Here is a 24,155-nt window from a genome sequence, read left to right on the forward strand (position 1 = left end):
TCCGGGCAGGGGGATGAGGGGCGCGTGATCCGGCTGAGCATTCCGCTCCGTCAGGCATTGGCGCGGCTATCGCTGCCGCTGATGATCGCGGCTGCCTTCGGCATCATGCTCCTTGGCAAGGCCGATACGCTGTTGGCCGAGCGACTGCGCACGCACCTGTCCGATGCGCTGTCCCCGATCTACGCCGCGCTTGCGGAGCCCATGGCGGCCGTGCGGTCGGCCATCCAGGACCTCCAGGATCTCGCGACCTTGCGGGAGGAGAATGGCCAGCTGCGAGAGGAGAATGAGCGCCTGCGCCGCTGGCATGCCTCTGCCCTCGCGCTTGAGACCGAAAACCAGATGCTCCGGCGGCAACTGAACTTCCTGCCGGAGGCAGCGCCGGCCTTCGTCACGGCGCGTGTCGTTGCCGATGGCGGGGGTACCTATGTACGCGCCGTGCTGCTGGCAACCGGCCCACAGAACAGCATTCGCAAAGGCCAGGTGGCGCTTGACGAGCGTGGCTTCGTTGGCCGGGTGACTGAAGTGGGCAGCCGTTCGGCCCGCGTCCTCCTTGCCACCGACATGAACAGCCGCATTCCGGTAGCGCTTGAATCGAGCCGTGCTCGCGCGATCATGACCGGCAACAACGGCACCCGGCCGCGGCTTCAGCATTGGCCTGAAGGCGTAATTCCAATGGATGGTGAACGGGTCGTCACCAGTGCCGAGGCCGGCGCCTTCCCGGCCGGACTGCCCGTTGGAATCGTCCGGCTGTCTTCGCAGGGCGTGCCTGAGGTCGAACTCTTTGCCAGGCTCGACCGGCTCGATGCGGTCCGACTGTTCGATTATGGTCTGAGTGGCATCATTCCGCCCGAGGCGGTTGCCCGGCCGGAGCCGCGGTCCGGTCGCCGCTGAGGGGCATGCCATGGCAACCCCTCCCGCCCGCCGTCCGCACGGAAGGCCGGCCCCCGCTCCCGGCCTGTTACGGCGGATCGACGCTTTCGCCAGGGTCGCCTTTCCGGGTTTTTCGACTGCGTTCCTGATGGTCCTGGCGGCGGCGCCGATCAACCTGCCGTCGCCGGTGTTCGCCATGGCATTGCCTTGCGTCACCTTCTGGTCGGTGTTCCGGCCGACAGCGATGATGCCACCCGTCGTCTTTCTGCTAGGCCTGCTGATGGACCTGCTGACCTTCGCGCCGCTCGGTTCCGGGGTGCTTGTCTTGCTGGCGCTGCATGCGGTGGGCCTGCGGTTCCGTTATTTCCTGGTTCGGCAGTCTTTCCTGACCGTCTGGCTCTGCTTTTGCGTCGCGGCGGTGGGTGCCGCCTGTTTCTATTGGGGGCTGCAGTCCCTGCTCGGGCTTCGCCTGCCGCCGATCGCGCCTGCGCTGAATGCGGCGATGCTGGCTTGCGGCCTTTATCCGGCTATCGCGCTTGTCCTCACGCGGATCCACGAAGCCATGCTCCATGCGGAGATTGCGCCATGACCTGGCGTCCATGGGGTGGGGCCGGTCTGCTTGGACGTGAGAGAACCGTTCGCAAGGAGGAAGAGCGCCGGCGGGGTATCTTCACCCGTCGGGCGGCCGTCCTTGGCGTTATCCAGTTGGGTGCCTTCGGATTCCTTGGTTCACGTCTGTATCGCCTGCAGGTCGAGGAGGGCGCCCGCTACGCGACCCTTGCCGAGGAGAATCGGGTCAGTGCTCGTTTGTTCGCCCCGCCACGCGGCCGCATCCTGGACCGCACTGGCAAGGTGGTGGCGGGCAACCGGCTGAACTGGCGCGCGCTGTTGGTGGCAGAGCAGACTGCCGATGTCCGCGCGACGTTGGAGACGTTCTCGAAGATCGTGCCGCTCGGTGATCATGAAAAGGCACGCATCGAGCGCGAAATGCGCCGAAATCGCCGCTTCGTGCCGGTGGTGTTGCGCGACTTCCTGAGTTGGGAGGAGATGGCGCGCATCGAGGTGAATGCCCCCGATCTGCCAGGCATTTCCATCGATATGGGTACCACGCGCATGTACCCGGAGACCGAGAATCTCGCCCATGTGGTGGGCTATGTCGCGGCCCCGGCCGAAGCCGACGCGGGTGATGATCCGCTCCTGCAGTTGCCTGGCATCCGCGTTGGTCGAGCCGGCGTGGAACGGTTCCACGATCGTATCCTGCGCGGGCGGGCCGGGGCGGTGGAGGTCGAGGTCAATGCTGTCGGCCGGGTCATCCGCGAATTAGATCGGCGTGAGGGCATTCCTGGCCAGGATGTGCAGATCAGCGTCGAGACCGAATTGCAGAAGGCGGTTCTCGCCAAGATCGAGGAAGGCACCACGGCAGTTCTGTTGGATGCACGGAACGGCGAGGTGCTGGCGATGGCGACCAAGCCTTCCTTTGATCCGAACATCTTCAATTCCGGCGTCAGTGCGGCGCAATGGCGGCAATGGACGTCCACCCGTTCCACGCCGCTGATCAACAAGGCAACCAATGGCCTCTACGCGCCCGGTTCGACCTTCAAGATGATGGTTGCGCTGGCGGCCCTCGACGCCAAAGTCTGTCGGCCGGGCGATACCGTCGTTTGTCCGGGGCATCTCGATTTCGGCAATAACCGCTTCCATTGCCACAAGCGCAGCGGGCACGGCGCCATGAATATGCGTAGCGCCATCATGGCGTCCTGCGACGTCTATTTTTACGAAATGGCACGGCGTGTTGGTATCGACCGGATCGCTTCAATGGCCAATCGGTTTGGTCTCGGTGTTGATCTCGACATTGAACTACCTGGGACGCGCCGAGGTCTGGTGCCGACACGGGCTTGGCGCCAGGCCCAGGGCAAGCCCTGGTCGATCGGCGACACGATTGTGCACGGCATCGGGCAGGGCTTCTATCAGCTGACTCCCTTGTCCCTTGCGGTCATGACGGCGCGGCTCGCATCGGGGCGCGCCCTGCAGCCGCACCTGACGCGCGCCATTGGCGGCCGTCCGCAGCGCGGCAGCCGCCCGGAGGACTGGCCAAATCTGGGCATTCCGGATGCCGACATGCGCCTGATCCGCGAGGCGATGTGGGGGGTGATCAATGGCGGCGGGGGCACCGCCGGTATCGCCCGTCTACCTGCGCAGTACGGCCAGATGGCTGGCAAGACAGGCACCACCCAGGTCCGGCGCGTGACGCGCGAGCAGCGTGAGCGCGGCTACAACGTCAATGCGGTGCCGCGGGAATGGCGGCCGCATGCGCTGTTTGTGGCCTTCGCGCCGCATGACAATCCGCTGTTCGCGCTGTCGGTGGTGGTCGAACACGGAATGGCCGGCGGCGCCACGGCGGGGCCGATCGCCCGGGACATCATGGTCGAGGCGTTCCAGCGTCTGGGACCGCAGCGTCCTGGGCAGCGGGTGGCGGAGGTGACGCGATGATCTTCGAACGCCGCCTGCTGACGCGCGATCGTGGGGCGGGGATTCTCGAGAAGTTCTGGCAGATCCCCTGGTCGTTCGTGGTGCTGCTCTGTGCGGTGGCGGCGGTCGGCTATGTCGCGCTGCTGTCGGCCGGCAGCGGCAATCCAGACACCTATGCGCAGAAGCATGCCATCCGCTTCGGTTTCGGCCTGGTGTTGATGCTCGGGCTGGCGATGATCGACATCAGGGTGATCGCGCGCTTTGCCTGGCTGGGATATCTTGGCGGTGTCGCGCTGCTGGTGCTCGTGCTGGTGCATGGCAACGTCGGCAAGGGCGCGCAGCGCTGGATCGATATTGGCCCGGTGCAGTTGCAGCCCTCCGAGCTCATGAAGATCATGCTCGTGCTGGGATTGGCATCCTGGTTTCACCGGGCGTCGTGGGAGAAGGTGGGCAATCCGCTGTTCCTCATTCCGCCAGCGATCGCGGTGCTGGTGCCGGTCGGGTTGATTCTGAAGCAGCCCAACCTTGGCACGGCGCTGATCACCGGCATGGTGGGCGCTGCGGTGTTCTGGGCGGCCGGGATGCGCTGGTGGAAGTTTGCGATCGGCTTCGCGGCCATCGGCGTGGCCGCACCGATCGCCTATGAACGGCTGCACGATTACCAACGCGCACGCATCACCACGTTTCTCGACCCTGAGAGTGACCCGCTCGGCGCCGGCTACAACATTATCCAGTCGAAGATTGCGCTGGGGTCGGGTGGGCTTTGGGGCAAAGGGTTCCTGCAGGGTACGCAGGGCCATTTGAACTTCCTGCCGGAGAAGCAGACCGACTTCATTTTTACGATGATTGCTGAAGAGTTCGGCCTGGTTGGCGCATTGACGACGCTGACGATGCTGCTGCTGGTCGTGGTGTTCTGTTACTTGGTTGCCTTCCGCAGCAAGCATCAGTTCGGGAGACTGCTGGCAATTGGGCTCGGCACTAATTTCTTCCTGTATGTCTTTGTGAATGTTGCGATGGTCACAGGGTCGATACCGGTTGGCGGGGTGCCATTGCCGCTTATCAGCCACGGCGGCTCCGCGATGATTACGGTGATGCTGGGCTTCGGCCTGCTGCTGTCGGCCTATGTCCATCGCGATGCCGAGATGGGACCGATGCGGGAATGAGGCCCCACGACTGCGCAAAGGGGCTGGACAAAGCCGTGCCGCAGGCTATGAAGCGCGTCCTTGGAACTGGCGTGCGTGCCGGCTCCTGGCGGGCGCCTAGCTCAGTTGGTAGAGCAGCTGACTCTTAATCAGCGGGTCGTAGGTTCGAATCCTACGGCGCCCACCATTTCCCGATATTCTTACGAAGCAAATGAGGAAGCTCTCGCCGGTTTTCGGCTGGCAGTTCGTTTGCTGCGTGTCCCGCTGGACGCTGCGCGTCAATGTTAGCAAGATGTCGTGCGCTTGGGGCGTTCCCCAAGCCAGCGATAGTTTTCAGATCTGGCTTACGATCAAATCGAGCCGAAGTTTTTCATGCTTCCGCATTGATGCTCTCCGGCCAAATTCTGGTTTGCCCCATAGCCGGTGGCGGTTGGCGAGCGACCTTCTCGTGTTGCTGAACGGTAGCTCAAGGAATGTCGGACAGCCTCGCGCGACTAGGCTAAGCCGATGCCATGCTTCAACCGGATCCCCTGCCGTCCCTTCGCAGCGTCGCCGCGGCGCTCGCTGCTGCTGACCAGCCCCAGCCGCTTTTCACTGCGATTGAACAGGCGATGGCCGAGGCGATCGGCCATCGCCTGTTCACCATCATGCGCCATGACCCGGTCATGGGCCGGAATCGCCGGGTCCATTCAAGCAACCCGGCCGCCTACCCTGTCTCGGGCTTCAAGCCAGTGAATTGGGACCATCCGTGGTCTCGACGCCTCCTGGCCGATGGTCTGCCCTGGATCGGGCACGATGCGGCCGATATCGTCTGGGCCTACCCGGACCATCAGAAGATTGCCGCGTTGGGTCTCGCCAGTGCGATGAACCTGCCGGTACGCTGGAACGGACGCACGCTCGGTACGTTGAACCTGCTGCACGGCGCCGCACATTTCACCGAGGCCGATTCCCAGACCGGGGCGATATTTGCGGCGCTGGCCGTGCCGGCGCTGTTGGCGATCAATGGGGAATGAGATGACACAAGGACCGATGACCAGGCTGCCGCGGCGCGGGCTGTTGCTGGCAGCACCTGCGCTGCTCACGGCCACGCCGCTCGCTGCGCAGACCACCTTCACGCGGCCTATCCGGCTGATCATTCCCTGGGCGCCTGGCGGCACCACGGACATACTCGGCCGTATCGTTGCCGAACCTCTCGGTCAGGCGCTCGGTCAGACGGTTCTGGTGGAAAACCGCTCCGGTGCCAGTGGCAATGTCGGGTCCGATGTCGTCGCGAAAGCGGCGCCGGACGGGCAGACCCTGCTGTTCGGGTCGATGTCGACCCATGCGATGAATCACGCTCTGATGCGCAGCATGCCATTCGACGGTGTGACGGACTTCACGCCGCTCGCGATGCTGGGTTTCGCGGTGAACACCATGGTGATCCACCCGTCCGTGCCGGCACAGACAGTGCCGGAATTCATCGCCTATGCCCGCGCCAATCCCGAGAAGATTGCCTATGCCTCGGCCGGGCCAGGTTCGACCAACCATCTCTGCGCCGCGCTGTTCGAGAGCATGACCGGCATCAAGATGGTCCATGTGCCGTATCGTGGCGGCCAGCCGGCCGTGACGGACACCGTGGCCGGTCAGACACAACTGCTGTTCAGCGCCGCGACGCAGACGATGCCGCACGTCGATGGCGGCCGTCTCCGCCTGCTCGCGGTGACAGAAGGCGTGCGCTGGAGTCGCAAGCCGGATGTACCGACTGTCGGCGAGACGGTGACGGGTTATGAAATGGCCGTCTGGTACGGCGCCTTCGGGCCAAAAGGCATGGAGCCCGGCCTGCAACAGCAACTGAATACCGAACTGAACCGGGTCCTGGCGATGCCGGCGATCAAGGAACGGCTTGGCGGCATCGGCGTCGAAATGGCGCCGGAATCGGCTGAGGCCTTCGGGCGGCGCGTCAGTGCTGATGCGCAGAAGTGGGGTGCCCTGATCCAACGGCTCGGTATCGAAGCGACCTGACCGGCGACTTGCCGCCCTGGCGGCCGCGTTCCATCCTCCGCGCCGATGATTTGGGGGAAGCGCCAATGGATGCGCCGCTGAAGGTCGAGATTGAGGATGGCATTGCCCTCCTCACCATGAACCGTGCCGAGACGCGCAATCCGCTTGATCCGGAGATGCAGGACGCGCTGCTCGACACGCTGTCTGAACTTGATGCCGGTCAGGAAGTGCGCGTCGCCATCCTGACAGGCGCGGGCACGGCCTTTTGCGCTGGCGGCAACGTTCGCCGCATGGGCGAAGCGGCGAGTGGTCCGAAGGAACGGACGGCGGCCCAGGCGCGCGGCTACTACCGCTGGGGCATCCAGCGCATTCCCCGTCTGTTGGAAACGCTGGAACTGCCCGTGATCGCGGCGGTGAATGGACCGGCGATGGGTGCCGGTTGCGACCTTGCCTGCATGTGCGACCTGCGCATCGCATCCGAGAGCGCGCGCTTCGCCGAGAGCTTCGTGAAACTCGGCATCATCCCTGGCGATGGCGGCGCCTGGTTGCTGCCGCGTGTGGTCGGCTTCGCCAAGGCGTCCGAGATGGCACTGACCGGCGATTCGCTGACAGCGCAGGAAGCGCTGGCGGCCGGCCTGGTGTCGAGGGTGGTGCCCGACGCTGAATTGATCCCGGCGGCAAAGGCGTTGGCCGCGCGCATTGCCGCCAACCCGCCCCAGGCGGTGCGCATGGCGCGGCGGCTTCTGCGCGAGGCGTGGAATAATCGGCTCGACACGGTGCTGGAGATGTCCTCGGCCATGCAGGCGGTGGCGCACACCACGACGGACCACAAGGAGGCGCTCGCGGCCATGCGGGAGAAGCGCAAGCCCACCTATACGGGCGGCTGAGATGGCCTTCGCGCCGGGGCTGCTCGCCGGGCGGCGGGCGTTGGTCACGGGCGGCGGGACGGGGCTGGGGCGCAGCATTGGTCGCCGCTTCCTCGAACTGGGTGCGTCGGTCGCGATCTGTGGGCGGCGCGCCGCGGTGCTGGACGCGACGGCCGAGGCCTTTCGTGCGGATCTGCCCGGCGCGGTGGTCACGACGCATCCGTGCGACATCCGCGATGCTGCGGCGGTCGAGGCGATGCTGGATGATGTCTGGCGTCATGGCGCGGCCGACATCCTGGTGAACAATGCGGCCGCGAATTTCCTGGCGCAGACGCACCGCCTTTCCGCGCGTGCGCTGGATGCGGTGTTGGGCACGACACTGCATGGCGCGGCCTACTGCACCATCGGCTGTGGGCGGCGCTGGATCGACGCCAGGCAGTCTGGCGTCGTGCTCTCGATCCTGACGCTGTCGGCCTTGCAGGGTGGCGCCTTCACGACGCCCTCGGCGATGGCCAAGGCGGGGCTGCTCGCGATGACGCAGAGCCTTGCAGTCGAATGGGGCCCGCACGGGATCCGCCTGGTGGCGATCGCGCCGGGCACATTTCCCACCGAGGCGGCCGTTGCGCGGCTGCGTCCGGGCGGTGTCGAGCATGCTGGGGTGCCGCTGCGCCGTGCCGGCAAGCACGAGGAACTCACAGACCTGGCGGCATTCCTCGTCTCCGAGCACGCCGGCTACATCACCGGCGAATGCGTGGTGGCCGATGGCGGTCGGCGGCTGCTTGGCGGCGCGCGTGCCGGTGCTCAGGAGATGTTGGAGTGGACGGATGAACAATGGGCGCAGCAACGCGCCCGTACACCGTCGCGCTGAGTCAGCGTCGCTCGAACCGAGGCCCCACCGCTCCCGCCTTGCGCAGTGCTTCGCGGTCGGCCTCGGCGAGACCAAGCATGCCGCCCAGCACGTCGCCTTCGTGCTGGTTGAGGAAGGGGCTCGGCGAGAAGTCTGGCGGCGGCGCGCCTTCGATGCGCAGCGGCGTGGAGGGAAGCACGACGCGGCCGACTTCAGGGTGGTCCACCCAGCGCAGCATGCCACGTTCATGCATGCCCTGGTCTTCCAGCACTTCCTCGAGCGTGCGGACGGGCGCGGCCGGCACACCATGCTGGCGGGTCAGGGCTTCGAGTTCCGCACGCGTATGGGCGACAGTCCAGGCGGTAACCAAGCCATCGACCTCGGTCATATGCGTCACGCGGTCCGGATTGCTGCGGAAGCGCTCATCGCCAATCAGGTCGCCCTGGCCCATGGCGCGCAGCAGGCGGTCCCAATGCCCCTCGGTGACGACGATGATGGCGATCCAGCCATCCTTCGCCGGATAGACGTTGTAAGGAGCCATGGCGAGCCCGGCGTGGCTGTTGCCGGTGCGCGGCGGCAGATCGCGGGTGTTGCCGCCGAAGTGCATGCCAATGGCGGAAGCGAGCGTCGAATACGCCGCGTCCTGCATCGCCACCTCGACATAACCACCCTTGCCGGTGCGTTCGCGTCCGAACAACGCTGTCATCACTGCGCCGTACAGATGCGTGCCGCCGAGGAAGTCGCACACCGTCGGCCCGGCCTTGGTCGGTGGCCCGTCCGGGAAGCCCGTGGTGTGCATGATGCCCACCGCGGCCTGCACGGTCAGGTCCATCGCCAGCCGGTCGCGGTCCGGTCCGGTCTGGCCGTAGCCGGAACCACAGGCATAGATCAGCCGTGGGTTGCGCTTGCGCAGGACTTCATGACCTAAGCCGAGACGGGCCATCGCGCCGGGCGAGAAATTCTCGATCACCACATCCGCACGATCGACCAGGCGCAGGAAGATGTCCTGCCCCTGCGGGTTTTTGAGGTCGAGCGACAGGCCGAGCTTGTTCGAGTTCAGCATCGCCTGCGGCACCGAACCGCCGGCGACCATGGCGCGGCGGCGTAGGGGCTCGCCATTCGGCGGCTCGATCTTGATGACGGTGGCGCCCGCCATCGCCATCAGGAACCCGCAATAGGGCGCCTGGTAGATATGCCCGAGATCGAGGACCAGCAGCCCTTCGAGGGGGCGTTGCGGTTCCTCCATCGTCAGACCTTCGACCCTAGGGTGCGGCGCCCGATGGCGCTGCGATGCACCTCGGACGGGCCTTCATAAACGCGCATGACGCGCACCTGCTGGTACAGCAGCTGAAGCGGCAATTCCTTCGTCATGCCCATGGCGCCGAAGGTCTGCATTGCATTGTCGAGCACCGACTGCGCCATTTCGGTCGCGCGGACCTTCAGGATGGACGCTTCCATCCGCACATCGGCACCGGCGTCGAGCTTGGCGGCGAGATCGTTCACCATCAGCCGGCAGGCATGCATCTCCATCACCGCCTCGGCGGCGAACCACTGGATGGCCTGACGATCGGCCAGCCGGACGCCCCAGGTCACGCGGTTCTGCGCGTATTCCGACATCATTTCGAGACCGCGGCGCGCCATGCCGATGCAGCGCGCGCCCATCTGCATGCGCCGAACGTTCAGTCGCAGCTGCATCGGCGCATAGCCGCGGCCGAGTTCACCGAGAACATTCTCGTGCGGCACGCGGCAATCTTCGAAAACCAGCTCGTAGGTAGTGCGGCCGCCGATCATCGGGATGGCACGCTCGATGATGAAGCCAGGGGTGCCCTTCTCGACGATGAAGGCAGTGATGCCTTCCTGCCGCTTTCCATCGCCTGTGCGCGCCATGAGGATAATGAAGTCGGCGCGTGGGACGTTGGAGACCCAGATCTTGCGGCCGTTGATGACCCAGTCATCGCCATCGCGCACCGCCCGCGTGGTCATCCCGGCCGGGTCACCACCGGCGCCTGGCTCGCTGATCGCCATGGCCGAGCGGGCCTCACCAGTCGCGTAGGGCTTGAGGTACTTCTCGCGCTGCACCGGGCTCGCCACGGAGAGCATCATATGCAGGTTCGGGCTGTCGGGCGGGATGGTGAAGGGGACGCAGGCGCGGGCCATCTCCTCCTCGGCCGCGGCGAGCGAAATCAGCGGCAGGTTGGCGCCGCCGAATTCCTCCGGCACGTCGAGGCCCCACAGGCCCAGTTCACGACAGCGGTCGAGGAGCGTCTTCTCCTCCTCTGCCGAAAGCTTGAAGCCACCGCCTTCCGCTTCCCGCTTCAGCACCGCGGGCTCCAGCGGCATCATATCGCGTTCGACGAATTTCGTGACCAGGTCGCGCAGCATCCTGGTCTCTTCGCTGGCGGCGTAGGGCTGGTTGTGATCCATGATGCGGCGATCCTCCGTTGGCCCGAAACGGACCATCGGGGGCGCCGGACGTCAAGCGGCCGGAAGCGTCAGCGTAGGTACCGCCAACGGAATCGATCCTTCAACGCCTCCACACGGCCGACCGATGGGTCGGGAAAGTGAATCGGCAGGATTCGCGTGTCCGTGTCGGCGACCTGGTTGAGAAAGCGCCGACGGCTGACCTCCGCCTCGGCCGGGTCCCAGCAGAAGACCGTGGACCAGTCAGGCTGATGGATCTGCAGGGCGTGGTGCATCAGGTCCCCTGTCACGACTGCGTGCTGGCCGCCGCTGCGGATATGCACGCAGCAATGGCACGGCGAATGCCCTGGCGTCGGCTGAATGGTGATGCGATCGTCGAGTTGGAAATCGTCATCCACCAGCAACGCCTGGCCGGCCGCGACGATCGGCTCGCAATTGAAGCGATGGACATTGCCACCGCCGCCGGGGCGCTCTTCGGCGGCCTTGGTGCTGGTGTCCCAGGCGGCGTATTCGCGCTTGTGGAAGACGTATTTCGCATTCGGGAAGGTCGGCACCCAGCGCCCGTCGCGCAGCACGGTGTTCCAGCCCGAATGGTCGATGTGCAGGTGGGTGCAGAAGACATAGTCGATGTCCTCGAAGGCCAGTCCCTCGGCCTTCAGCCCATCCAGCCAGGGCTGCTTCGGAAAATCCATCGGGGCGGGGTATCCCTTGTCCTCGCCGGTGCAGGTGTCGACAAGGATGGTGTGGTGCGGCGTGCGCAGCACATAGGTCTGGTAGGTGATGACCATCTTGCCGGACGCCGCGTCATAGGTCTCGGGCTCGACCTCCCGCAGTCGCTCGGCGAGCAGGTCCGGCGCGGCCGCTGCCTTGGGGAACATCGCCTCGGGCGCGCGCCAGGGGCCGTCGCGCTCGATGATGCTGGTGATGGTGACGTCGCCGATGGTCAGCTTGCGCATGTCGTATCCAGGTCTGTCAGGGGGTCATTCGGCGCGGATGCCGGCCTCGACGGCCACACGGCGCCAGGTCGGCACATCCTCGGCCAGCCGGGCGGCGAGGATGTCGGGCGCGCTCATCAACGGCTCGGCGCCGAGTGTCGCGAAACGGGCGCGGAAATCGGCGTCGTCGCGCAGTGCGGCGAGTTCGACCGACAATCGCGACAGGATGGCCTGCGGAAGGCCTGCCGGCGCCGCCATCGCGAACCAGTTTGGCGCGATGTACCCCGGCACGATTTCGACCGCGGCAGGTACCTCTGGCAGCGCAGGGATGCGGGATGCCGTCGTGACAGCAAGGATCCGCGCGCGGCCGTCGCGCGCGTGGGAGAGCGTTTCGACCGTGCTCGCGAAGACCAAGTCGATGTCGCCGGCGTAAAGGGCATTCGTCGCCTGAGCGGCGCCACGATAAGGCACATGGGTGAGGTCGATCTGCGCCACGGCGGCGAACATCGCTCCCGAGAGGTGGTTCGAGGACCCGATGCCCGACGTGCCATAGGTGATGCTGCCAGGCCTCGCGCGCGCTTCGGCCAGCAATGCCTGGAGGTTGGTGAAGCGATGGTCGGCGCGCACGACGATCGTCGTGGCGATTTCCGCCACCAGACTGACCGGCGTTAGGTCGGTCCGCGGGTCGAAGCCGAGATTGGCGTAGATCGCGGGCAAGATGGCGAGCGAGGAGGAGGTGAGGACCAGCGTGTAGCCGTCAGGCGGCGCCTGCACCGTCGCACGCAGGCCGATCGAGCCACCAGCGCCGGCTCGGTTGTCGATGATGAAAGGCTGGCCGAGCCGTTCGCGCAGCCGCTCGCCGATCATTCGGCCAACCGTGTCGATCGGGCCGCCGGGGGCGAAGGGAATGATGAGGCGGATCGGACGTGCCGGCCAGACTTCCTGCGCCAGCACCGGCCCCGCGGCCAGCCCCAGCGCCAACGCTGGCAGGTTCCGGCGTCGCAAGCTCCGTGCCGGTCGTGCCGCGGGCGGCGATTTGTGTTCGGGCATGCGTTCCTCCAGCCACCATTTTTGCGGCGACTTTCGCGGACGATCCGACGGACCGCGAGTGGATGCAAGTTCGGGTCAGCGGCGCACGGCTTCCCGCCTGGCGATCCACGTTGTGGCGCCAAAGATGACGGCGGCGCCGGCAAATGTCGTCGTTGCCGGCACTTCGGCGAAGACCAGCCAGCCAAGCGTCGCCGACCAAACCATGTCGACGAACCTGATGGGCTGCGTTGCCGACATGTCGGCGATCCGGAAGGCCTCGGTCAGGCACCAATGGCCGGCGCTGCCGAGCAGCCCTGTGATCAGGAACCAGCCCCACTGTTCCGCCGTCGGCCAGATCCAGCCGGCCATCGCAAAGGGCAGGCTGAACGTAGCGACGGTGATGGCCTGCCAGGCGACGATCACCTCTGGCCGATCGCGCCGCGTCAGTGCCTTCGTGATCAGGAATGATGCTGCGAATAGCGGGGAAGACGACAACATCACCAATGACCAGAAGCCGCGTCCCGTGCCGGTGAATTGCGGCGCGACCACGACCAGGACGCCGAGGAAACCGACAACGGCTGCAATCCAGCGGGCGCGGACCATGGGTTCACCGAGGAACATCACGGCGCCGGCCATGATGAAGATCGGGCCGGTGAAGCCGATCGCGGTCATGTCCGCCATTGGCACGTGAGGCAACGCCCAAAACCACAATAGCAGCCCGGCGGTGTGCACCATGCCGCGCCACCCTTGGCCCCAAAAATCATGCGGCCGCCACGCCGCTAATCCTGTCCGCAGTATGAAGGGCAGCAGCACGACGAGACCGGCGAGGTAGCGTAGAAACTGCGTCTGGAAGGGATCGAGTTCCTGGGATAACCGGCGGGCAATGGTGTTGAGCAGACAAAACAGAAACCCGGCCGCGACCATCCAAGCCATGCCGCGTAGGGTCGCCAAGCGCGTCGGGCGCGCGGGGCCGGCGGTCACGTCGATGACGCACCTCGTTCCAGTACCCTGCGCAAGGCGGCGTTGAATGGCTCGGCGGCCTCATAGGACACCCAGTGGCCGGCGCCGGGAATGCTCTCGGCGGTCGCTCCGGCCCGCATGCCCCGGATCAGATCAAGCCTCAGTCTGACATTGGGGCGGGCAATGGCGTCGAGTTCGCCATAGATTGCGGCCAAAGGCGCGCGTCCGCGTGCGATGGCCTGCTTCAGCGAATCCGTATTGGCCCATCCGCGGCTCTTGAACCGGGCGCGGCGCGTATGGAGATCCTGCATCGCGAGCGCGACGTCATCAATACGCGTGGCATCGGCGAACATCAGCGCGGCGAGGTTATGGCGGTTTGCTTCATCCCGGTCGGTGCCTTCGAGGTGGCGGACTTTGACAAGTTGGGTCGGGCTGCGCTCGAAACCGAGTGCGCCGGCGCCGATCACGGTCAGCGAAAGGCAGCGTTCCGGATCGAAGGCAGCGAGGTGTCCGGAGCAAAGGGCACCGAAGGAGAATCCCGCCAGGTCATAACCCGAGTCGTCCGGTAAGATGATGCGCAGGCCTTCGGCTAGGATTGGCGCGATGGTCTCCGGCGAAGCGGGCGTTGGCGGCATGTCGCTGTCGCCGAGTCCGGGTAGATCGGGGCAGATGACGCGGCGGTCCGAGGCGAAGGCTGGGATGTTCCTTAGCCAGTGCCGCCAGGACCCTGAACCGCCATGTAGCAGTACGAGTGGCCGCCCCTTTCCCCAGGCGCGCCATACCAGGGTACCATCGCCACATGGCGTTTCCGCACGGTGTGCCGCGGCAGCAATCGCGCGAAGTTCGGCATGAGGCTCGTCCCGTGCCGTGTTCGCTACCCATTCCCCAAAGGCCATACCGCTGATGCCCTCCCCAAGATGGTGTGCATCCTAGGCTAGGCGGCGGATCGGTCCACCCGGCAGGGTTTCAAGCGACAGACGTGGTCTGGATTGGCAATCCAGTCAGCACACCTTCGACTCCGAGCCGGCGTTCGAGTTCGGGCAGCGTGGCCCGCGCGATGGCGATTACCGATGCCTGCAGGTCGGGTGAGGGGTCCCCACCACGGGCTGCTCTCTGCAGGGCTTCGGCTTCAGCGGCCAAGCGGGTTGCGCCCAGCGTGCGCGCCGCGCCGACCAGGCGATGCGACGCGTGTTGGACATGGCCAGAATCAGTCTTCTCGGCTGGAGACGCGTTCGTCAGCAATGACAATGCACGCCGCACTTCACCGACGAATTCCGCCAGAATTCCATGAGCCGCATGGCCTAGCTCACGCTCAAGGAGGTCCAGCGTCGTTGCGTCGACGTAAGGCGCAACTGGCGCGGCCGATGCCGCTGCTTCAACGGGATTGCCTTCGCGCGATGGCAGCCGCTTGAGGACTTGCAGCAGCGATTGCCGGTCAATCGGCTTGACAAGATGGGCGTCCATCCCTGCCCGGCGCGTCGCCTCGATCTGGTCCGGCAAGGCGGACGCTGTCAACGCGATCACCGGCACGGCACAAGCTGGAGGCTGCAGAGCGCGGATCCGCCTGGTTGCCTCGAACCCGTCCATCCCCGGCATCTGAAGATCCATCAGGACGGCGTCGAACTGGCCGTTCGCCAGCGCGAGCAGTGCGCTGATGCCATCCTCCGCGACTTCAACGGTGTGACCCGCGCCGCTGAGCATGGCCTGCGCAATCTGACGATTGGCGGCGACATCGTCCACCACCAGGATCCGGAGCGATACCGCGTCGGCTGGAGTGCCGACAGCGTCACTGTGCATATCGTCCTCCGTTCCGGGCATGGCGGCCGCATGCAGGGGAATCTCGAACCAGAACATCACGCCGCCGGCGGAGGGCGCTTCGCAGCCGATCTCGCCATCCATCAAGGCAACCAAGCGAGCAGATATGGCGAGGCCAAGGCCAGTACCCTGCCCATCGGCGATACCCTGCGGCGCTAGCTGAACAAAATCTTCGAATAGCAGGTGCCGCTTATCCGCAGGAACGCCGGGGCCGGTGTCCTGCACCTCGATCCGCAAGCGGCCCTCGGGGGTGCAAAGGACGCGCAGGTCCACGCGACCACCTGTGGGTGTGAACTTGACGGCGTTGGACAGCAGGTTCAGCAGGAGCTGGCGCATTCGCGTCGGGTCCAGCTCGGCTGCATCTGGAAGAGTGGGGTCGATATCGACGTGGAATGACTGTGCCTTGCGCGCTACTTCCGGCGCCATGAGCGTGGCGCATCCGTCCAGAAGCTGTCGCAATGCGACCGGACGTGGCGCGAGATCGAGCCGTCCGGCCTCGATCTTGGAGAGGTCGAGCAGGCCATTCACCAAGTCGAGCAGATGGCGACCTGCCTCGTGCAACGTCTTCACCTGTTCGCGCTGCTCGGGTTCCAGCCGAGGGTCCTGGAGCAGGACCTGGGCAAATCCGAGCACGCCATTCAGAGGCGTTCGCAGATCATGCGAGACGCGCGCGAGGAAGCGGCTTTTTGCTTCGCCGGCTGCGGCCGCGGCGTCGCGTGCCGCGGCCAGTTCCTGCATGGCGCGCTTGAGCGCGGTGATGTCGGTCCGGATACCGACGGTTCCACCGTCTGGTGTGCGCCGTTCCGTGATGAGCACCCAGCGCCCATCGGGCAAAAGCCGTTCCATCGATGGCTGATCGCCAAGGTGGAAGGCCTTGCTCTCGGCGACGAAGGCCTCGATGTCGGTGCTGGCCTGAGGATACTGCCCGAGCTTAGCCCCCTCGCGCATGATGTCGTCGAAGCTGGTTCCGGGCTGGATGAAGCGCGCGCTGAGCTTGTAGAAATCCTTGTACCGGCTGTTGCACGCGATCAGCCGATCCTCGGCGTCAAACATGACAAAGCCATCGGACATTGATTCGAGCGCATTTTCCAAGGTCAGCCTTGCGCTCATGCGTTCGGCTTCCGCCCTGTCACGCTGTCGCAGCATGACCACCAGCGCGAGTGCGACCGAGATGATCACCATGCCCAACATGCTGGAAACGGCAAAGGCCCTGACGCGGTCGCGATACCAGCCGGCCAGGGCGGCATCGACTTCGATCGACGTGGTGATCAGCAATGTCGGGTAGAGGGTCGACCGCACGGAGGCAAAGACGAGCTGGCCCGTGAAGCGGCTGGTGACGATCGTTGCCTGGGCCCCAACGCCCATTGCCTTGGCGCTCGGTTCAAGCCGTTGGCCGATGCGCGTCTCATCATGCGGCACCGATGTGAGCAGGATGCCGTCGTCACGTTCCAGCGTCGTGCGCAGTCCGGGGCTTTCACCGGCGGCGGTGAGCAGCGACCTTACCGATGGCACTGGGACCTCGGCGACAGCCAGGACAGGGCCGAGCCCAATGATGGTCACATTGCGCGCAAAGAACAACGTCCACTCGCCGGTCGAGGGATTCTGTACCGGGCCACCGATGGATACGCCGCCGCCACGTTCGACGAGTTCAGAGAAGCCGGTCTCGACCGGCAATGGCAGGCGGCGGCGGCGAGACACCGGCAGGGCGGTTGCCAATGGCAGACCGTTGGGGCCCATCAGCAGGATGTCGCGATAGGTGAAATTCTGATTGTTCAGCTGCCGCAGGACATTATTCAGCACTCGAATGTCCATCTGCCCATTCGGCGCGAAATGGGCGAGGATTGCCGGTAGCCCCGCAAGCATTGCGTCCACCTGCACAAAGGCACGGTTAATGGATGTTTCAGTTGCGAGGCTGATGCGCTCGACCGAGTCCTCAGCGGCATTTATCTGCGCCTCTCGCGCGCGACCGATGATCATCAGCGTCGCTGCCGACTGCGCGAGCAGCAGGATGATGGCGCCGAAGAGGATGGCCCGCCGGAGGAACAGCGTATTCTGCATCGTCAGTCGAGGCGCGCTGTGACGCCAAGTGAGGGAGCCAGGCGCGTGTTCCAGGCATCGACGCAGGGTTCACCGCAACGGCGGACCCAGCCCGGTAGAACTGTTTCGGTCAGCAGACGAATCCGACGTTCCTGGTCGGCGGGCGAAACGGGCACGATGGTAGCCTGTCCGCGGCGTCCATTTGTGCAGGCCGGTTGGCCGGCATTGCAGGCGAAACCCTCGACCGTTTCCACTTCGGCCGCGTCCCAGATCTCGTGTTCCAGCTTGCCGACCTCCTGCCGGATCAGAGTGCGCGCCCAATCCGGAAGCGCGGCCCAAGCGGCGCGGTTGGCGCCGAATACCGAGAGCCCCCAGGTAATCGCCATGCTGTGCATGTAAGTAGCGACTTCATCAAGGCCGATGGCATTGGCCGACAGCGTTCCGGTCACGGCGCATTCTACGACACCCGACCGGACGGCTGCCAAGGTCTCCCCGAAGGGGACGACCACCGGCGTGGCGCCAAGAGCAGCGAACATTTCTGATTGTCCTACCGAAGACGTGCGGATGCGTCGCCCGGCCAAGTCCGACAATCCGGTGAATCGATCGCGGCAAAATATAACTTGAGCTGGGTAAGTATAAATGGCAAGAAGTTCGACATCATAGCGTTCAGCGAGCAATTCTTCGAGGTGTGGTCGATAAAGCTCCACCGTCCGTCGGAGTGCGGGCATGTCTGGATTAACTGCAGGTAGGTCGACGGCGTTAAATTCAGGCTCCTCGTTGCTTACAATAGCGAGTAGTACTGTGCCGAATGGTACGACGCCGAGGCGCATCAGCGCCAGCATCTCCTGCGCCCTGATGCCGCTTCGGTCGAAAGGTGCGATCTCCGCCTGAATGCGTCCACCCGACGCCTCTGGCAGGCGATGACGCCAAAAGGGTTCCTCATACCGGACGTATTGGCTGACACCGGCCAAGCCACCAACAATCTTCAGGCGGAGCGGTGACTCCGGTCCGGATTGCGCCATGGCCATTGGCATGGACAGGGCTATGGCGGCGGCGCCGATGATCAACGAGAGAGCTTTTCGAAGCGCTATTCGCAGCAAAACTGCCTCCTGGACATGCGGGGCTTTCGGTAGTCTGCCATTCTTAGGCGACGATTGTCACAGTGATGATTGGGAATGCGCTCAGCCTGCGTCAGCCGGCCTGTGGGCGCTGGCGAAACCGAGGTAGTACCGTCAAGATGATTCCTTATCGTAGCGCCATTGCCAGCCACCGTGGCGGTGCCTTCCTATGGCCAGAGAACGGTTTGACGGCCTTTCGGGCCACGGCTCGCCTCGCGTTGGAACAGGCTGAGTGCGACGTCCATGCCTCCGCCGATGGTGAGGCGATTATCATACACGATGCCACTCTCGAGAGGACTACGGATGGTATTGGCCGCGTCGTGGCGCAGACCAGCCGAGATTTGGCAGGTCTCCGCCTGAGAGGCGGAGCTGGCGAGACCGTGCCGCGCCTGGCGGAGATGCTTGAGGTGTTTCGGGGCTCGCGAGTCGCTCCAAGGATAGAGATCAAGGAGGACGCCGATGGCCGGCCCTATCCGGGTCTGGTGGCCCGGGTTTTGAGCGATCTCGATCAGTCTGGCCTGAGAGGGCGCAGCTGGATCATTGGCTTCGACGCGCCGACCATGGCGGAAGTTGCTGCTGCGGGTGGTCTGGCCGGGGTCGCCTGGTTGCTTGAGCGCAGTACTTGGCGGGCGCTCGGTTTGAGGGGCGTCATTGCCGTCGCGAAGACCTATGGCTTCCCCGAGATCGGCGTCCACGAAGCCCTGATCGATTCCGATGCCTGCGCGGTTCTGCGTGCCGCCGACATTGGTGTCTCTGTGTGGGGCGCGAATCACGAGGACTCCATACGCCGGATGCTTGGCCTTGGTGTCGACCTCCTGGCCACAGACGACCCGCCGCTCGCGATCTCACTACGGGGACGGTAATTCGTTCCGGGCGCGCGTGATTGTTGCCAGCGCGCTGCCTGCGCACCTAACCTCCCTGTAGAACAACTTGGGGAGGGTGCGGCGCGGTGGCTGGGGATACGGCTGTCCTCGAAGCGGATGCGGTCAGCTTGCGCTTCGGCGGCGTGCGGGCCCTGTCCGATGTCTCCTTCGCTGTTCAGCGTGGCGAGATCTTCTCGATCATTGGACCGAATGGCGCGGGCAAGACCTCGATGGTCAACTGCGTCTCGGGTCGGTACCGGCCGACCGAGGGGCGTATCCTGTTCGAAGGGCAGGACGTCACGCCATTGCGGCCGAACCGGCGAGCGGCGCTGGGCATTGGTCGGACGTTCCAGAATCTCGCGCTATTTGGGCATATGAGCGTGCTCGATAACATCATGGTAGGCCGTCACAATCTGCTCGGCGCCGGCTTCCTGCGCGGCATGGTCTACTGGATAGGGGGTGCCCAGAAGGAAGAGCTGAACCATCGCCGTGAGGTCGAGGAGATCATCGACTTCCTGGAGATCCAGCACGTTCGCAAGGCAACTGCCGGAACATTGTCTTACGGATTGCGTAAGCGCGTTGAACTGGCGCGCGCCATCGCGCTGAAACCCCGCCTGATCCTCCTCGACGAGCCGATGGCTGGCATGAACCTTGAAGAAAAGGAGGACATGGCGCGCTTCATCGTCGACCTCAACGAGGAATGGGGCATGAGCGTGCTGATGATCGAGCACGACATGGGCGTCGTGATGGACATCAGCCACCGCATAATGGTGCTCGATTTCGGGCGGAAGATCGCCGAAGGCGTGCCCGATGCAGTGTTGGCGGACCCCGATGTCAGGCGTGCCTATCTGGGCGAGGCGGATGAGGTGGTCCACGAAGACGGCGAGCCGGCAACGACATGAGCGGCGATGATGATACGTTGCCTCGGCTGCTTCGGCGAAATGCCCGCGCACATGGCGACGACATTGCCATGCGCGAGAAGGAATTCGGCATATGGCGTGCGCTGCCCTGGTCCGAGGTGGCGGATCGGACTCGCGACATGGCGCTCGGTCTTCGTGCGATTGGTGTGAAACCGGGCGACGTTGTGGGGCTGATCGGCGACAACAGGCCCGATTGGGTTATGGGAGAAATCGCGGCGCACGCGCTCCGCGCCTGTTCGCTGGGCATCTATCGCGACGCCTTGGATGAGGAGGTCGCCTATCTGCTGTCGTTCAGCGCAGCCTCGGCAGTGATCGCCGAAGATGAGGAGCAGGTCGACAAACTTCTGAACGTCTCTGATCAGCTGACCGACCTGCGGCACATCATTTATTGCGATCCGCGCGGCATGCGAAAACATGACGATCCACGACTTATGTCCATGGAAGCTCTGCTGCACCGTGGTGCCGAGGTTGCCGCGAGCGATCCTGATGCCTGGGACGCGCTGGTCGAGGCCACGTGTGGCAACGATATCGCGATCCTCTGCACCACATCGGGCACCACGGCCCGGCCGAAGCTCGCGCAGATTTCTGGGCGAGCCTTGATCCGTCATTGCGAGGCGTATCTGGCCGCTGACCCGAAGGGGCCACAGGACGAGTACGTCTCAGTCCTGCCACTACCCTGGATCATGGAGCAGATCTACGTCCTCGGCTGGGGCCTGATAGCCCGCATGAAGGTCAATTTCGTCGAGGAACCCGAGACGACGATGGCCGACTTCCGAGAGATCGCACCGACCTTCGTGCTGTTCGCGCCGCGCGTCTGGGAAAGCCTCGCCGCTGACGTGCGTGCCCGGGTCATGGACGCGTCCCGGCTGAAGCAGCGTGCCTTCGAGGCGGGTATGCGCATGGGGCTCGAGGCACTCGAAGCTGGCGGGCAGTCCATCCTGGCCAATGCGCTGCTATTCCGCGCTCTGCGTGATCGTCTTGGATTTACGCGGTTGCGCTCGGCCGCGACAGGTGGGGCCGCGCTGGGGCCCGAGACCTTCCGCTTCTTCCAGGCCATGGGCGTGCCGCTACGCCAACTCTATGGTCAGACCGAACTGCTTGGCGCCTATACACTGCATCGGCCTGGCGCAGTCGACTTTGACACCGTTGGTGTGCCTTTCGGGCCGGATGTTGAGCTGCGTATCCATGAGCCGGATGCGAATGGTGTCGGCGAAATTGTGACGCGCCACCCGAACATGTTCACGGGCTATCTTGGCATCGATGATGTGCCGGATATGCGCGACGGTTGGCTGCACACCGGCGACGCCGGCTATTTCAACAAACAAGGGCAGCTCGTTGTCATCGACCGCATCAAGGATATCGCGACAACCAGCGGCGGCGACCGATTCTCACCACAGTTCATCGAGAACAAGCTGAAGTTCAGTCCCTTTGTCGCCGAAGCGGTGATCCTCGGTGACCGGCGCGCGCATCTGGCGGCCATGATCTGCATCCGTTTTCCGATCGTCAGCAAATGGGCGGAGCGCAACAGGATATCATTCACGACCTATACTGATCTTTCAGCGCGTCCCGAGGTTCTAGAAAAGATCCGAGATGAGGTGGCAAAGGTAAACACTTCTTTGCCGCCAGCGCAGCGCATCCGCGATTTCATTCTGCTCTATAAGGAACTGGATGCGGATGACGAGGAGCTGACGCGAACACGCAAAGTGCGCCGCGGTGTCATCAATGAGAAGTACGGCGACATCATCGGCGCGATCTATGCCGGCAATGACATTATTCCTGTGGACACGACCATCGCGTTTCAGGACGGCACCAAGCAGCGGATCAGGACCGTGCTGCAGGTCATCCGTATGGACGCTGTGCGCCGGCCGGCGCCGGCCGGCGCGGAGGAGGGCTGAATGGACGCGACGTTATTGTTCCAACTGGTGCTAAATGGGCTGATCGTCGGCGCGCTGTATGGCGTTGTCGCGATGTCGTTCGTGCTGATCTACAAGGCATCGCAGGTGGTGAATTTCGCGCAAGGCGAATTCTTGCTTGTTGGCGCCTGGGTCTGCTGGTGGCTGCTGACATACTGGCAATTGCCCATCTGGGCGGGCTTCCTGGTTACGCTCGCCTTCATGACGATCTTCGGCGTGGTCCTGCAGGTGATCGTGCTGCGACCTCTGATCGGGGAACCGGTGATCAGCGTCATCATGGCGACAGTTGGCTTGTCGATCTTCTTTCAGGCGCTGATGAAGTGGATGTTCGGCGTCTTCGCACAGCCTTTCCCGCCGATGTTCACTGTCGAGCGCATTAGCATCCTCGGGCTGGACGTTCAGTCGGTCTATCTCGCGAGCCTTGTTGTCTCGGTACTGATCATGGTGGGCTTCTGGTGGTTCTTCACCTATTCGAAGCACGGCCTGGCGATGCGCGCGACGGCCTTTGACCAGCAGGTGGCGCAATCGCTCGGCGTGTCGGTCCCAAAGGTATTCGCCATGTCATGGGCGATCTCGGCAGTCGTCTCATCCGTCGCCGGGATCGTGGTAGGCGTGGTGAACGGTGTGTCCTCGGCGCTGTCCTTCTATGGGATCAAGGTCTTCCCGGCCGTTATCCTTGGTGGTCTCGATTCCATCGTTGGTGCGGTACTTGGCGGGTTGATCATCGGCGTGTTGGAGAATGTCGCTCAGTACGTTGACGCGCAGTGGCTGAACTGGGGCAACATGTACCAGATCGCCCCATTCTACGCGATGATCCTGATCCTGTTGATCAAGCCTTACGGCCTCTTCGGCACGCGCAACATCGAGCGGGTGTGACGGCACCATGACCTCGATGACACCGGCTGGCGACTTTCGCAGTACCTACCGCGCCGACACGACGATCTTCCCGACACGGAATTCGCGTATTGCCATGCTGGTCGGGGTGCTGGTGCTTTGTGCGGCGCCGCTCGTGCTCGGACGTTATGAACTGGGCCTGTTGATCGCCATCGGCTACAGCGCCATCGCGGCCCTTGGTTTGAATATCCTGGTCGGCTTCACCGGACAGATATCGATCGGACATGCCGCCTTCTTCGGCTTCGGCGCCTTCGCTTCTGCACTGCTGGTCGAGCATCATGTCCCGGTCCCGCTGGCGATATGGGGGGCGGGGCTGATGACGGGCGTGGTTGGCCTCGTATTCGGCGCGCCTGCGGCGCGGCTGAAGGGACTCTACCTCGCCATTGCGACGCTTGCGGCTCAGTTCATTCTTGAGGACTTTTTCGCTCGTGCGCCCTGGTTTTCGGGAGGCGTGTCCGGCCGCGTCACCGAACCCTATGCGTTGTTCAATATGCGCTTCGACCGCGAGGAGACGTATTTCTACATCGTCCTCGCGCATGTCGTGATCATGTTCGTCGCGGCGGCAAACCTGATGCGGACACGGGATGGTCGCGCACTGGTTGCCGTACGGGACCATTATCTCTCCGCCGAGATGATGGGTATCAACTTGGCCTACTATAGGACGCTGTCCTTCGGCATCGCCTCCTTCTTCGCCGGGATCGGCGGCGCGCTCTACGCGCACTATCTCTTGTTCGTCAGCGTAGAGGCCTTCAACATCCTCTATTCGATCCAGTTCCTCGCAATGGTCATCATCGGGGGCTTGGGCTCGATCATGGGCAGCATGCTGGGGGCGGCCTTCATGGTGCTGCTGCCGGAAATTGTGCAGTCCGGGGTCGATCTGCTGGCTGGCAGCGCTTTGGATCGAGCGTTGCGCCTCGGATCCTCGATTTCCTTCCTGCGGGAGATGACGATTGGGGCGGCGATCATCCTGTTCCTGATCTTTGAGCCAGATGGCCTCGCGCATCGATGGCGCATGATCAAGGCATACTGGAAACTGTATCCATTCTCACACTGAGGCCGGCCTACGGCCCAAACGA

21 protein-coding genes and 1 tRNA gene are annotated in these 24,155 nt (G+C 64.2%); 14 read left to right on the forward strand and 8 right to left on the reverse strand.

Annotation, left to right across the window (positions count from 1 at the left end):
- The first annotated feature begins 24 nt into the window (after positions 1-24).
- The 9 genes from mreC (at position 25) to IEY36_RS21850 (ending at position 8,195) form a co-directional block, all read left to right on the forward strand.
- Entirely contained in the window at positions 25-891 is an 867-nt protein-coding gene (gene mreC, locus IEY36_RS21810) for a rod shape-determining protein MreC (protein ID WP_188970802.1), read from the forward strand.
- A gap of 127 nt (positions 892-1,018) precedes the next feature.
- The gene (locus tag IEY36_RS21815; RefSeq protein ID WP_229681485.1) at positions 1,019-1,459 is read left to right on the forward strand and encodes a rod shape-determining protein MreD; all 441 of its coding nucleotides are present in this window, start codon (positions 1,019-1,021) and stop codon (positions 1,457-1,459) included.
- Positions 1,456-3,360, forward strand: a complete 1,905-nt coding sequence (gene mrdA, locus IEY36_RS21820) for a penicillin-binding protein 2 (RefSeq protein ID WP_188970804.1) — start codon at positions 1,456-1,458, stop codon at positions 3,358-3,360. Before IEY36_RS21815 ends, mrdA begins: the two co-directional genes overlap by 4 nt.
- Positions 3,357-4,502 (forward strand): rod shape-determining protein RodA, encoded by a 1,146-nt coding sequence (gene rodA / locus IEY36_RS21825; protein WP_188970806.1) that lies wholly within the window; start codon positions 3,357-3,359, stop codon positions 4,500-4,502. The genes mrdA and rodA overlap by 4 nt, the downstream gene beginning before the upstream one ends.
- Before the next feature lie 90 nt (positions 4,503-4,592).
- Positions 4,593-4,668 (forward strand) — tRNA-Lys (locus IEY36_RS21830).
- A 424-nt stretch (positions 4,669-5,092) separates the two neighbouring features.
- Entirely contained in the window at positions 5,093-5,494 is a 402-nt protein-coding gene (locus tag IEY36_RS21835) for a GAF domain-containing protein (protein ID WP_229681486.1), read from the forward strand.
- A 16-nt stretch (positions 5,495-5,510) separates the two neighbouring features.
- Complete coding sequence (locus IEY36_RS21840; protein WP_188970811.1) at positions 5,511-6,482, forward strand: Bug family tripartite tricarboxylate transporter substrate binding protein; 972 nt, start codon at positions 5,511-5,513, stop codon at positions 6,480-6,482.
- Between the two features lie 65 nt (positions 6,483-6,547).
- Positions 6,548-7,348: a crotonase/enoyl-CoA hydratase family protein gene (locus IEY36_RS21845; RefSeq protein ID WP_188970813.1), complete on the forward strand. Its 801-nt coding sequence runs from the start codon at positions 6,548-6,550 to the stop codon at positions 7,346-7,348.
- A 1-nt stretch (position 7,349) separates the two neighbouring features.
- Positions 7,350-8,195, forward strand: coding sequence for an SDR family oxidoreductase (locus tag IEY36_RS21850; protein ID WP_188970815.1), 846 nt, complete (start codon positions 7,350-7,352; stop codon positions 8,193-8,195).
- A gap of 1 nt (position 8,196) precedes the next feature.
- Here the strand turns inward: IEY36_RS21850 and IEY36_RS21855 are convergent, their stop codons facing one another.
- The 8 genes from IEY36_RS21855 to IEY36_RS21890 form a co-directional block, all read right to left on the reverse strand.
- Entirely contained in the window at positions 8,197-9,420 is a 1,224-nt protein-coding gene (locus IEY36_RS21855; protein ID WP_188970817.1) for a CaiB/BaiF CoA transferase family protein, read from the reverse strand.
- 2 nt (positions 9,421-9,422) lie between these two features.
- A complete protein-coding gene (locus IEY36_RS21860; RefSeq protein WP_188970819.1) occupies positions 9,423-10,598 on the reverse strand; it encodes an acyl-CoA dehydrogenase family protein in 1,176 nt (391 codons plus the stop codon).
- Positions 10,599-10,666: 68 nt separating this feature from the next.
- Positions 10,667-11,551: an MBL fold metallo-hydrolase gene (locus tag IEY36_RS21865; RefSeq protein WP_188970821.1), complete on the reverse strand. Its 885-nt coding sequence runs from the start codon at positions 11,549-11,551 to the stop codon at positions 10,667-10,669.
- A gap of 24 nt (positions 11,552-11,575) precedes the next feature.
- Positions 11,576-12,580 (reverse strand): Bug family tripartite tricarboxylate transporter substrate binding protein, encoded by a 1,005-nt coding sequence (locus IEY36_RS21870; protein WP_188970823.1) that lies wholly within the window; start codon positions 12,578-12,580, stop codon positions 11,576-11,578.
- A 75-nt stretch (positions 12,581-12,655) separates the two neighbouring features.
- Entirely contained in the window at positions 12,656-13,492 is an 837-nt protein-coding gene (locus tag IEY36_RS21875) for a DMT family transporter (RefSeq protein ID WP_188970904.1), read from the reverse strand.
- Between the two features lie 44 nt (positions 13,493-13,536).
- Positions 13,537-14,415 (reverse strand): alpha/beta fold hydrolase, encoded by an 879-nt coding sequence (locus IEY36_RS21880; RefSeq protein ID WP_188970825.1) that lies wholly within the window; start codon positions 14,413-14,415, stop codon positions 13,537-13,539.
- Positions 14,416-14,485: 70 nt separating this feature from the next.
- On the reverse strand, positions 14,486-17,392 hold the full coding sequence (locus tag IEY36_RS21885) for a PAS-domain containing protein (protein ID WP_188970827.1): 2,907 nt from the start codon (positions 17,390-17,392) through the stop codon (positions 14,486-14,488).
- A gap of 2 nt (positions 17,393-17,394) precedes the next feature.
- The gene (locus IEY36_RS21890) at positions 17,395-18,438 is read right to left on the reverse strand and encodes a TRAP transporter substrate-binding protein (RefSeq protein ID WP_229681488.1); all 1,044 of its coding nucleotides are present in this window, start codon (positions 18,436-18,438) and stop codon (positions 17,395-17,397) included.
- Between the two features lie 170 nt (positions 18,439-18,608).
- On the opposite strand from IEY36_RS21890, the gene IEY36_RS21895 reads away from it, so the two are divergent.
- From IEY36_RS21895 to IEY36_RS21915, 5 genes are all read left to right on the forward strand, one after another.
- On the forward strand, positions 18,609-19,352 hold the full coding sequence (locus IEY36_RS21895) for a glycerophosphodiester phosphodiesterase family protein (RefSeq protein WP_229681489.1): 744 nt from the start codon (positions 18,609-18,611) through the stop codon (positions 19,350-19,352).
- 86 nt (positions 19,353-19,438) lie between these two features.
- The gene (locus IEY36_RS21900; RefSeq protein ID WP_188970829.1) at positions 19,439-20,254 is read left to right on the forward strand and encodes an ABC transporter ATP-binding protein; all 816 of its coding nucleotides are present in this window, start codon (positions 19,439-19,441) and stop codon (positions 20,252-20,254) included.
- Positions 20,251-22,167, forward strand: coding sequence for an AMP-binding protein (locus tag IEY36_RS21905; protein WP_188970831.1), 1,917 nt, complete (start codon positions 20,251-20,253; stop codon positions 22,165-22,167). The genes IEY36_RS21900 and IEY36_RS21905 overlap by 4 nt, the downstream gene beginning before the upstream one ends.
- Positions 22,168-23,061 (forward strand): branched-chain amino acid ABC transporter permease, encoded by an 894-nt coding sequence (locus tag IEY36_RS21910; RefSeq protein WP_188970833.1) that lies wholly within the window; start codon positions 22,168-22,170, stop codon positions 23,059-23,061.
- Between the two features lie 7 nt (positions 23,062-23,068).
- Entirely contained in the window at positions 23,069-24,133 is a 1,065-nt protein-coding gene (locus IEY36_RS21915) for a branched-chain amino acid ABC transporter permease (RefSeq protein ID WP_188970835.1), read from the forward strand.
- The last annotated feature ends 22 nt before the right edge of the window (positions 24,134-24,155 follow it).

It is taken from the genome of Neoroseomonas lacus, from assembly GCF_014644535.1.
GTDB classification, from domain to species: domain Bacteria; phylum Pseudomonadota; class Alphaproteobacteria; order Acetobacterales; family Acetobacteraceae; genus Neoroseomonas; species Neoroseomonas lacus.

Bases quoted from the DNA above. Each gene is read 5' to 3' on its own strand.
- IEY36_RS21815 (WP_229681485.1), top strand. From the start codon at position 1,019: ATGGTCCTGGCGGCGGCGCCGATCAACCTGCCGTCGCCGGTGTTCGCC.
- mrdA (WP_188970804.1), top strand. From the start codon at position 1,456: ATGACCTGGCGTCCATGGGGTGGGGCCGGTCTGCTTGGACGTGAGAGA.
- rodA (WP_188970806.1), top strand. From the start codon at position 3,357: ATGATCTTCGAACGCCGCCTGCTGACGCGCGATCGTGGGGCGGGGATT.
- IEY36_RS21835 (WP_229681486.1), top strand. From the start codon at position 5,093: ATGGCCGAGGCGATCGGCCATCGCCTGTTCACCATCATGCGCCATGAC.
- IEY36_RS21840 (WP_188970811.1), top strand. From the start codon at position 5,511: ATGACCAGGCTGCCGCGGCGCGGGCTGTTGCTGGCAGCACCTGCGCTG.
- IEY36_RS21845 (WP_188970813.1), top strand. From the start codon at position 6,548: ATGGATGCGCCGCTGAAGGTCGAGATTGAGGATGGCATTGCCCTCCTC.
- IEY36_RS21850 (WP_188970815.1), top strand. From the start codon at position 7,350: ATGGCCTTCGCGCCGGGGCTGCTCGCCGGGCGGCGGGCGTTGGTCACG.
- IEY36_RS21855 (WP_188970817.1), bottom strand. From the start codon at position 9,420: ATGGAGGAACCGCAACGCCCCCTCGAAGGGCTGCTGGTCCTCGATCTC.
- IEY36_RS21860 (WP_188970819.1), bottom strand. From the start codon at position 10,598: ATGGATCACAACCAGCCCTACGCCGCCAGCGAAGAGACCAGGATGCTG.
- IEY36_RS21865 (WP_188970821.1), bottom strand. From the start codon at position 11,551: ATGCGCAAGCTGACCATCGGCGACGTCACCATCACCAGCATCATCGAG.
- IEY36_RS21870 (WP_188970823.1), bottom strand. From the start codon at position 12,580: ATGCCCGAACACAAATCGCCGCCCGCGGCACGACCGGCACGGAGCTTG.
- IEY36_RS21875 (WP_188970904.1), bottom strand. From the start codon at position 13,492: ATGGCTTGGATGGTCGCGGCCGGGTTTCTGTTTTGTCTGCTCAACACC.
- IEY36_RS21880 (WP_188970825.1), bottom strand. From the start codon at position 14,415: ATGGCCTTTGGGGAATGGGTAGCGAACACGGCACGGGACGAGCCTCAT.
- IEY36_RS21885 (WP_188970827.1), bottom strand. From the start codon at position 17,392: ATGCAGAATACGCTGTTCCTCCGGCGGGCCATCCTCTTCGGCGCCATC.
- IEY36_RS21895 (WP_229681489.1), top strand. From the start codon at position 18,609: ATGATTCCTTATCGTAGCGCCATTGCCAGCCACCGTGGCGGTGCCTTC.
- IEY36_RS21905 (WP_188970831.1), top strand. From the start codon at position 20,251: ATGAGCGGCGATGATGATACGTTGCCTCGGCTGCTTCGGCGAAATGCC.
- IEY36_RS21910 (WP_188970833.1), top strand. From the start codon at position 22,168: ATGGACGCGACGTTATTGTTCCAACTGGTGCTAAATGGGCTGATCGTC.
- IEY36_RS21915 (WP_188970835.1), top strand. From the start codon at position 23,069: ATGACCTCGATGACACCGGCTGGCGACTTTCGCAGTACCTACCGCGCC.